At 62.0% G+C, this 7,567-nt stretch carries 6 protein-coding genes; 5 read left to right on the forward strand and 1 reads right to left on the reverse strand.

The window, feature by feature from the left end:
• Positions 1–63 precede the first annotated feature (63 nt).
• Both C9I57_RS16425 and C9I57_RS16430 read left to right on the forward strand, forming a co-directional pair.
• Positions 64–501 (forward strand): type II toxin-antitoxin system RatA family toxin, encoded by a 438-nt coding sequence (locus C9I57_RS16425; RefSeq protein ID WP_107151692.1) that lies wholly within the window; start codon positions 64–66, stop codon positions 499–501.
• Positions 498–830 carry an RnfH family protein gene (locus C9I57_RS16430; protein ID WP_107151693.1) on the forward strand — a complete coding sequence of 111 codons (333 nt, stop codon included), beginning with the start codon at positions 498–500 and terminating at the stop codon, positions 828–830. Before C9I57_RS16425 ends, C9I57_RS16430 begins: the two co-directional genes overlap by 4 nt.
• On the opposite strand, the gene C9I57_RS16435 is transcribed toward C9I57_RS16430, so the two are convergent.
• The gene (locus tag C9I57_RS16435) at positions 822–1,898 is read right to left on the reverse strand and encodes a DMT family transporter (protein ID WP_258187672.1); all 1,077 of its coding nucleotides are present in this window, start codon (positions 1,896–1,898) and stop codon (positions 822–824) included. The two genes, C9I57_RS16430 and C9I57_RS16435, sit on opposite strands and share 9 nt — an antisense overlap.
• 263 nt (positions 1,899–2,161) lie before the next feature.
• On the opposite strand from C9I57_RS16435, the gene guaB reads away from it, so the two are divergent.
• The 3 genes from guaB to C9I57_RS16450 all read left to right on the forward strand — a co-directional run bounded on the left by guaB (position 2,162) and on the right by C9I57_RS16450 (position 6,955).
• Positions 2,162–3,622: an IMP dehydrogenase gene (guaB, locus tag C9I57_RS16440; protein WP_107151695.1), complete on the forward strand. Its 1,461-nt coding sequence runs from the start codon at positions 2,162–2,164 to the stop codon at positions 3,620–3,622.
• Positions 3,623–3,843: 221 nt separating this feature from the next.
• Complete coding sequence (guaA, locus tag C9I57_RS16445; RefSeq protein WP_107151696.1) at positions 3,844–5,427, forward strand: glutamine-hydrolyzing GMP synthase; 1,584 nt, start codon at positions 3,844–3,846, stop codon at positions 5,425–5,427.
• A 223-nt stretch (positions 5,428–5,650) separates the two neighbouring features.
• Positions 5,651–6,955: a tyrosine-type recombinase/integrase gene (locus C9I57_RS16450; RefSeq protein ID WP_107151697.1), complete on the forward strand. Its 1,305-nt coding sequence runs from the start codon at positions 5,651–5,653 to the stop codon at positions 6,953–6,955.
• Positions 6,956–7,567 lie beyond the last annotated feature (612 nt).

The raw sequence follows: 7,567 nt of genomic DNA on the forward strand, positions 1-7,567 counted from the left end.
AGCAAAGCGGTGCCTCGAGAGGCCGTAGCGCCGACTCACTTTCGCCTCGCGCGGTGCAATTTTATGGCAGATGTCCAGAAAACCGTATTGATCCGTCATTCGGCTGAGGAGATGTTCGACCTCGTCACGGACGTGAACGACTATCCGAACTTCCTGCCGTGGTGCGGAGGCGTGCAAATCCGGCACCAGGACGAGCACAGCATGGAGGCGCGGATCGACATCAATTTCAAGGGCATCAAGCAGCACTTTGCCACGCACAATACCCAGCAGCGGCCGACTCGCATCGACATGGAGTTCACGGACGGCCCGTTTCGCAAGTTCACGGGCTACTGGCGTTTCACGCCGCTGCGCACCGACGCCTGCAAGATCGAATTCGCGCTCCACTACGAGTTCGCGAGCGTCATCCTGGAGAAGATCATTGGGCCGGTCTTCCATCACATCGCGAATACATTCGTCGAATCGTTCGTGAAGCGCGCCAATCAACGCTACGGAAAGTCATGAGTGCGGAGTTGACGGTCGAGGTCTGTTACGCGCTCGCGAAGGCGCAGACGCTGATCGAAGTGCATGTGCCGGCCGGCTCGACCGTGCGGGACGCGCTCGATGCCAGCCGCATCGTCGAGCGCCATCCCGAGATCGATCTGGCGACGGCGAAGGTCGGCATCTACGGCAAGCTGAAGCCGCTCGATGCGCCGCTTGCCGATCATGACCGCGTCGAGATCTATCGCGCGCTCATCGTCGATCCGAAGGTCGCGCGGCAGCGGCGCGTCGACAAGACGCGCCGTGAAGGATCGATCGAAGGGCGCAAGTGGCTGCCCAAGGATTCACGCTGAAGGGCTGCGCGCCTCCTCCCGGGAAGGGGACGCGGCTTCGTGCGCCTGATGCGCATCCAGCACGGTAACGTCCTGCTCTGGACGCTTTCCCGCTTGCTCTCCGCTGTGCCGGCGCACCGCCCAGACGACGCCCGCGAGCAGCAGCAAGATCGCGGCCGCTTCGAGCGGTCTCGGCAGGCGACTATCGTAAATGAAGCCATAAAGCAGGGCGAACAGCGTTTCGAAGACGATCATCTGACCCGAAAGCGTCAGCGGCAGCCGCGTCGCGGCGGCATTCCAGAGGCCGTTGCCGAGCCACGAGGCACCGACGGCGAGACCCAGATTCAATAGCCAGAAGATCTGCCAGCGGGCGTCGCCCGCGCCGGCCGCCGCTATCGCGCCCGCGTTCGCGATGCCGCCCGGCCCGTCGGTCAGCGCGGAAGCGGGGAACCACAGCATCGCGCCGAAGAGGCCCGTCAGGATACCGAGCAGGACGGACCATTCGTTGCTGTCGAACTTCGTCTCGTGCGCATTGAGACGCCGCAGCGTGCGCGCGTTCTCGACGGCGAACCACGTCCAGCTCGCGAGTGCACCGAGCGCGCAGACGAGGCCAAGGAGCTTGCCCGGCACCGATTGGGCATCCGGCGTCGGCGCCGGGGCGTTCGCGAAGACGTCCACATTGATGCAGACGATACCGGCCATGACGAGCGCGAGTGGCCAAATCAGGCGGCCGAGCGGCACCGCGCCGTGATCGCGCCGGCCCGCGAGCGTCACCGTGACGGGCAATACACCGACGATCAGCGACGTGGGCCCGATGCCGACGTGATGCACGGCGGCAGTCAGGAACACGTAGTAGACGAGATTGCCGATAAAGGCGAGGCGGGCGAGCGCCACGAGATCGGCACGCGTGAGCTTGGCAGCGATGCGCCGGGCGATCGGCACGGCGGCGGCCAGCGAGACAATCCCGTACATCATGCAGCGCGCCGAGGCGAGCAGGGCCGGGGAGAAATCAGCCAGGAGCCGCGGCACGAGAAAGACCGTGCCCCAGAGCGCTCCCGCCATCATGCCGTACATCACCCCGCGTCGCATCGCCGCTTCCCCGTTTCTCGTATGGACCGGCTCGCAGTCTAGGCGGTCCGGAGCGGCGATGTCTTGTTCGATTCTGCAATCGCGACCCTTCGTTCTTTCCGGTTGCGCGGCCTGGCGCTCCGAAAAACGAACGAACATCGACCGAACGAAGAACCGAAAGCGAGGGCGCGAACCGGCCGCAAAAATCGCTAACTTGCTGTTCGCACAGTGAAAAACCAGGGAGGTATCGCGTATAATTCGGTTTTGCGCCTATAGGATTTGCCATGCGTCTGATCCAGAAAGCACTCACGTTCGATGACGTGCTACTCGTCCCGGCCTTCTCCGAGGTTTTGCCGCGCGACACCAGCCTCAAGACCCGGTTGACCCGCAATATCTCCCTGAATATCCCGCTTGTCTCCGCCGCGATGGATACGGTCACCGAGGGGCGCCTGGCGATCGCGATGGCGCAGCAGGGCGGTGTCGGCATCATTCACAAGAACCTGACCGCCGCCGAGCAGGCACGTGAAGTGGCGAAGGTTAAGCGCTTCGAATCGGGTGTCGTTCGCGATCCCATCACGATCCCGCCCGAAATGAAGGTGAGCGACGTCATCGCGCTGTCGCAGCAGCATGGCATTTCCGGCTTCCCGGTCGTCGAGGGCCCGAAACTGGTCGGGATCGTGACGAATCGTGACCTGCGCTTCGAAACGAGGCTCGACGAGCCCGTGCGCAGCATCATGACGCCGCGGGATCGACTCGTGACGGTCAAGGAGGGCACCTCGCTCGCCGATGCGAAGGCGCTCATGCATAGCCACCGCCTCGAGCGCGTGCTCGTCGTGAACGACGCCTTCGAGTTGCGCGGGCTCATGACCGTCAAGGACATCACGAAGCAGACCGAGCATCCGGCCGCCTGCAAGGACGAGCATGGCAAGCTGCGCGTCGGCGCGGCCGTCGGCGTCGGTCCCGATAACGAAGAGCGTGTGACGCTGCTCGCGGCCGCGGGCGTCGACGTGATCGTCGTCGATACGGCTCATGGCCACAGCAAGGGCGTGCTCGAGCGTGTGCGCTGGGTCAAGAAGAACTTCCCGCACGTGGAAGTCATCGGCGGCAACATCGCGACGGCGGATGCCGCGCGTGCGCTCGTCGAATACGGGGCGGACGGCGTGAAGGTCGGCATCGGGCCCGGCTCGATTTGCACGACGCGGATCGTGGCCGGTGTCGGCGTGCCGCAAATCACGGCGATCGCGAACGTCTCGGAAGCGCTGAAGGGATCGGGCGTGCCCGTCATCGGCGATGGCGGCGTGCGCTATTCGGGCGACGTCTCGAAGGCGATCGCGGCCGGCGCGGACGCGGTCATGATGGGCAGCATGCTGGCGGGCACGGAAGAGGCGCCCGGCGACGTCTTCCTTTATCAGGGCCGGCAGTACAAGTCGTATCGCGGCATGGGCTCGGTTGGCGCGATGAAGGATGGCGCCGCGGACCGGTACTTCCAGGACAACTCGGCGAATATCGACAAGCTCGTGCCCGAAGGCATCGAGGGCCGCGTGGCTTACAAAGGGTCCGTCAACGCGATCCTGTTCCAGCTCATCGGCGGTGTGCGCGCGAGCATGGGCTACTGCGGCTGCAAGACGATCGCAGAGATGCATGAGAAGGCGCAGTTCGTCGAAATCACGGCGGCCGGCATGCGCGAATCGCATGTCCACGATGTGCAGATCACGAAAGAAGCGCCGAATTACCACATCGATTGACGACGGCCACGAAGGCCGATGAGAGCGTCGCGGCGCGTGGGTATCTCGAACGATCGATGTTCCTGCCTCGCAGTCTTCGATGACGCACGCCGCGCGCCATCGGACGTTGCGCCTTTCAGCCGAAAGAGCTTCCGGCGAAAGGCGCAATTTGTTTATGTTCGGTCGCCGTGACGGCGGCCCCGAATTGAATTCCATTTGCCCATTTGAGTAACGCGCCCGCCATGCATGACAAGATCCTGATCCTCGATTTCGGCTCTCAAGTCACCCAACTGATTGCGCGCCGCATTCGCGAAGCGCACGTCTATTCGGAGATTCATCCGTACGACGTCGACGACGCGTTCGTCCGCGAGTTTGCGCCGAAGGGCGTGATCCTGTCGGGCGGGCCGAACTCCGTTACGGAGTCCGATACGCCGCGTGCGCCGCAAGCCGTTTTCGAGCTCGGCGTGCCCGTGCTGGGAATCTGCTACGGAATGCAGACGATGGCCGAGCAGCTCGGCGGCAAAGTCGACGGGGGGCACGTGCGTGAATTCGGCTATGCCGAAGTGCGGGCGCGCAATCATACGAGTCTGCTCGAAGGCATCGAGGACTTCCGCACGTCCGATGGGCACGGGATGCTGAAGGTCTGGATGAGCCACGGCGACAAGGTCACCGAGATGCCCGAGGGATTCAAGCTGATGGCGTCGACGGAGTCGTGTCCGATCGCGGCGATTGCCGACGAATCGCGCCATTTCTACGGCGTGCAGTGGCACCCGGAGGTCACGCATACGCTGCAAGGGCGCGCGATGCTCGAGCGCTTCGTGCTGTCGATCTGCGGCGCGAAGGCCGATTGGGAAATGGGGCATTACATCGACGAAGCCGTCGAAAAGATTCGCGCGCAAGTCGGCAGCGAGCATGTGATCCTGGGTCTGTCGGGCGGCGTCGATTCGTCGGTCGCGGCCGCGCTCCTGCATCGTGCGATCGGCGATCAGCTGACTTGCGTGTTCGTCGATCATGGTTTGCTCCGTTTGAACGAAGCGGAGCAGGTGATGGCCACGTTTGCCGATCACCTTGGCGTGCGCGTCATCCATGTCGATGCGAGCGAAGCGTTCCTTTCGAAGCTGGCCGGCGTGACCGATCCCGAGCAGAAGCGCAAGATCATCGGAGCAGAGTTTGTCGAGGTCTTCCAGGTCGAGGCGGGGAAGCTCAAGGATGCGAAGTGGCTCGCGCAGGGGACGATCTATCCGGACGTTATCGAATCGGCCGGCAAGGGCAAGAAGGCGGCCCATACGATCAAGAGCCACCACAACGTGGGCGGTCTGCCCGAGACGTTGAATCTGAAGCTGCTCGAGCCGCTGCGGGAGCTCTTCAAGGATGAGGTGCGCGAGCTCGGCGTGAAGCTCGGTTTGCCGCATGAGATGGTCTATCGGCATCCGTTCCCCGGGCCGGGGCTCGGTGTGCGGATTCTCGGGGAAGTGAAGCGCGAGTACGCCGATTTGTTGCGGCGTGCCGATGCGATCTTCATCGAGACGCTGCGCAACACCATCGACAAAGAGACGGGCAAGTCATGGTACGACCTCACGAGTCAGGCGTTCGCCGTGTTCTTGCCGGTGCGCAGCGTCGGCGTGATGGGCGATGGGCGGACTTATGAGTTTGTCGTCGCGCTCAGGGCGGTCCAGACGCTCGATTTCATGACGGCGCACTGGGCGCATTTGCCGCATGAATTGCTCGGGCATGTGTCGAATCGGATCATCAACGAAGTGCGTGGGATCAATCGCGTCGTTTATGACATCTCGGGGAAGCCGCCGGCGACGATCGAGTGGGAGTAATTTAGGATGCTCTGCAGTGGTCTGCAGAGGTCTGTAAATTCCTCGATTTCCCCTACGGAATCAAAGGTTTATCGTCTTTTTTGATCCGCTGATGTCCGGCGACAGCAGCGTGCGATCAACGGTATCGGTGACGGTATAGCATCTTTCTCTGCGGACGACCCAACTCGATACCGTCACCGGGCGTGACGGTATCGAGCGACGGTATCAGTTCACGGAGTATCGCATGCTTACGGACCTCGAATTGCGGGCGCTCAAGCCCACCGGCACTATCTACAAGGTGGCCGACCAACGCGGCCTGTATGTGGCCGTTACGTCGTCGGGGGCGGTCAGTTTCCGTTTCGACTATCGCCTCAACGGACGTCGCGAGACGCTCGTCATCGGTCGCTACGATCCGCGGCTACCTGCCCGCGGGGCGCGTGATGTCGAGGAGTTGAGCTTCGGTATGTCGCTGAGTCTTGCGGAAGCGAGGCTTCTGCTCGAGCGGGCCCGGCGGGAAGTAGAACAGGGAATCAGTCCGTCGAAAGCTAAGGTCGACAAGCGCGTTGAAGCGACCGAGGCGCTGACATTCGGGAAGTGGGCCGAGAAATACTTCTCGGAAGCCGCGCTGGCAGCGTCGACCCGTGCAATGAGGAAGTCCGTCTACGATCGGAATCTCGCGGCCGAATTTGGGCGGCTAAAGCTGGAAGAAATCACGCCCGCCCGACTCATGGCGAGATGCGAGAAGATCAAAGAGCGAGGCGCGGCCGCTCCCGCCGTTCAGGCTCGGGATATCGTGCTGCAAGTCTACCGTTTCGTACAGGCGCGGGGGCTAAAGGTCGTCAATCCGGCTGCGGACATCCGGCCGTCGGCTATCGCCACGTTCAAGCCACGCGACCGGGCACTGACGCCCGCGGAGATCCACATATTTTTTAAAGCGCTGGAGAGGACGCCCACCCTGCCGACGCTGCGTCTGGCGATCAAGTTCATGCTCCTGACAATGGTGCGCAAGTCGGAATTTATTTCGGCAAGGTGGGAGGAGGTGGACTTCAACGCCGCGACGTGGACCATTCCGAAAGAAAGGATGAAAGCGGGCCGGTCGCACAACGTCTATCTGAGTCAGCAGGCGCTGGATATCCTCGTTGCCTTCAAGACGTGCTTCGGCGCAAGTTCGTATCTCCACCCCGGTCGCTACGAGACGGAGTTGCCCATAAGTGCAGCCACCCTCAATCGCGTGATCGACAGCACAGTCAAGCTCATTCGCAACAGCGGTGCTGAAGACTTCGAGTCTTTCACAGTACACGATCTGCGGAGAACGGCCAGCACGCAATTGCACGAGGCTGGGTTCAACAGCGACTGGATAGAGAAATGTCTGGCGCATGAACAGCGCGGTGTACGGGCCGTGTATAACAAGGCCGAATATGCTGAGCAAAGGCGGACGATGCTTCAGGCATGGGCGGACATGCTTGACGGATGGGTAGCGAAAAACCCTGCGGCCAATGATGCTGCCCAATTGTGGCTTGCTGCACATGGTTTGACTCTCATCGCGTAGAAACCCGTGTCTTTTCGGCGCGCATTGTCTCTGCCGAACAGGGGGCAGGGCCGCGACCAAGATCGCCGCAGGCATTTAGGAGCTTATATGATCGCGTTCGGCGCCCCCAGAAGAGGACTGGAGTGTTTCAGCTACTGCTGAAAAATAAGCAGTTTATGTGCAAGAGTTTATGATCTATCGCTTTCGTCTACGCAAAAACGGCGGAAGGCAGCGGAGCTCCGACGGCGGCGCCCGGTCGCGGGCTACCCGCGCCAGTTGAGATTTGGTTTTAGCCTCTCAGCATCCCCGTTTCGTTTCGCGAGTTGCTTTCCGGCAGTTCAATACTGCTCTGGTTCATGTCCGGGCTCCTTATTTGATAATGGTTTGCGTCGAACGATTGACTGGAAACGCCTTCCAGCTACACATTTAGCTACGCGCTTAGCAATGGGTCGCTCGCTGTGCGATCGCGCAGCCATTTGACCGCTGCTTGGCATCGCGAGTCAGCGGTAAGCACCCGGTGAAGGCATCCTGGGCCCAAGGTGCGGGCAATCAAGCCGCAGCAGGCGCCCAACGATGCGGTAGAAGCGCGGCGATGTCGTCGGCTCGATGGGTGGGCAATCGATTGAGCACGTC

Source organism: Trinickia symbiotica (genome assembly GCF_003028655.1).
Lineage (GTDB): Bacteria > Pseudomonadota > Gammaproteobacteria > Burkholderiales > Burkholderiaceae > Trinickia > Trinickia symbiotica_A.